This window comes from Emticicia sp. (genome assembly GCF_049241225.1).
Lineage (GTDB): Bacteria > Bacteroidota > Bacteroidia > Cytophagales > Spirosomataceae > Emticicia.
Genome location: NZ_JBMLRC010000078.1, coordinates 5,675 through 8,099 on the forward strand (window position 1 = coordinate 5,675; position 2,425 = coordinate 8,099).

The 2,425-nt window shown below is 40.1% G+C and carries 2 protein-coding genes; both read right to left on the reverse strand.

All coding sequences use genetic code 11. From position 1 onward, the window contains the following. Positions 1 to 965: M48 family metallopeptidase (locus ACOVO2_RS05080; protein ID WP_421768922.1), on the reverse strand; the 965-nt coding region annotated here is incomplete at its 3' end. Positions 966 to 1,035: 70 nt separating this feature from the next. Beyond that, a partial coding sequence (locus ACOVO2_RS05085; RefSeq protein WP_421768923.1) for a YjgN family protein occupies positions 1,036 to 2,425 on the reverse strand: 1,390 nt, incomplete at its 5' end.

A 2,425-nucleotide genomic window follows, 5' to 3' on the forward strand; every position in this document is an offset into this window, starting at 1 on the left:
GGGTGAGAATTAAGGTAAGCAGGCATTTTATCTACTCCGTATCTTTTTTCTTCTTCGTGTAGGCGTTCCATTAAGTGAATCATACCAGCAGGGTCGAGCTTATTATGGTACATGATTTCGAGTCCTTCTAAATCAGCCTCTTTTTCCATATCTCTCGTAAACCCCAACTCATAAATATTGCTGGCTTGGCTCACCAATATATTACCGATGGCGTTCATATCGCCAACCACTACCGAAACAACCATCGAACCAGCCAAGCTTCTGGCCAAGCCCTTCAAAGAATGGCGTTCTTTTACGTGAGTGACCTCATGAGAAAGCAGTGCGGCCAACTCTTCGGGGGTCTTCATTTTTTCAAGAATAGCATCAAATACCACCACATTTCCACCTGGCAAAGCAAACGCATTGACTTGCTTATCTTTCACAACCGTAAATTTAAGCGGGTATTCGGTCTGAAAATCAATCTTTTGGGCAAATGCTTGTAGGTCTTGCGTGCGTTTTTCGTCAACTTCCATCTCGCCTACAAAACTATCGTAGAATTGCTTCCCGAGTTCGATTTCTGCTTCGACTGGAATTTGTGAGGCAGCATATTCGGCAATTTTGGGCAGTAATAAGAAGTAAAAGCCCACCGTAATGGACACAAAAATGGCAATCGTAATCAGTATACCTCGAAAACCCGCCCCTGCCAGCTCATTGGCAAATGCCCAAAAACCTTCTCGACGTTTAGGTAAATGGTTTTCTAAAGCCGAAAAAAGTGGCGAATCAATCGGAAACTCGAGGTATTGGTGCGGAAACTCACCATATTTCAGCATAGTTTTTCCTTTACCCGTAAAAGAACTATAATCAATCTGAGTAATAGCCCATACAACCTGTCCATTTTCGTAGCTGATTGTCAACGAATTTCCTAAAATACTCACTTGAGCATCGTAAGGCTGGCTGGTTTTTCCATCATAATATATTGCTTCCATTCAGTGAGCAGTTATCAGTAAACAGTTATCATTTTTTATTAGCGTCAAAATATCATTTAAAAGCGGGTTCTTACGCCAAATCAATATCTAACCAATCGCCCACGTCTTCGCCCATGGCATCACGGTAGTCGCTTTCGGTTTGTGTGAGTGAGTCAGGGTCAAACGAACCATCAACTTCTAAGCGAGGCATGATAAAATGCAAAGTTCGGATTTCGACGAACGGCGTGGCAATACCAAACGTCACAATAATAAGCAACATATTAGTAATACTCAACTGCAATAAATCCATAAACGACATATTAAGTTTTACACCGTGCCATTGCTCATTTTGCCACAAGAAGGTGTTTTGGGCGTAATACTGAAATATTTCTCGCTGACGCAATAAAGCAATTGAACCGAGAACTGCGAGAAAAAACAAGTATAAAGCAAAAAACCAAATTACAAGTCCTACTGAGGGTTTCAAATTTTCTGGGTTCATCATGCTTGCCATTCCTGCTCCAAATAAACCCATTACAAACATCAGAATAACCCCAAAAACAACTGCCGCAAATAAGAAAATCACGTATTTGAGCTTTATCAGAAATAAATCTATTCCTTTTCCGACAAAATCGAACTCAACACTTCCAAAGCGAACATTCTTGGTTACGTATTTTCGTAAATCAACCTCCACCCACGACCAATAAATACCAAGCGTAAATAATGAAACAAGGATTCCTATAAAGAATTTAGCAAATAGTTCGCCCAATTCGCCACGATATCCAAAGAAAATACCTCGCCACGATGTACGTGAAAGACGATATTTTGCCGTTCCGTGAATAGCCAATGGATAAACTAAAATTAAGCCTCCGTATAAAAGTAAAAAGCTTAGCAAAACCTGTTCGTTGCCTTTTGCCCACCAAAAACCACCATAAATAACAATAATAATAGCCAACATTTTCAGGTAGCCAATAAACATTTCTTTGCCAGTTCCGTGAAATTTGAAACGGCTTCCTGCAAACTCTGTTTGTTCGTATAGATAATTGAGTTTAGCGGCCTTTGCCCACGGATAATAAAAATTGAAGGTAATAACCTGCAAAATGGCATTGATGAGTCGAATCACAAAATACTTTGAGCCTTCGCCATGAAATGATAAAGCCCAGGGTTCATGATAAATCGGTGTCGAAACCACTTTTGTTGCTACAGGGGGTTCGGTCGGAGGTTCGGGGTCTTGCGGTTCGGGGTCTTCATGAATTGGTGCTTCAGGAGTACTTTCTGGCTCGGTTTTAAGGTTATTTTCGATGGGTTGTGAAGATTGAGAGTCGTCAGCATTAGCATCTAAAGGAGTTTCGTCAGGTAAGTTTTCGGTCATATAATATAAGGATTGATGTGAATAATGGTAAGCGTAAGTATGCGAAAATATATTTGTCGAAAAATATACATAAATTATCAATGTATCTATATTTTTGAGCGGATTTTGCAAA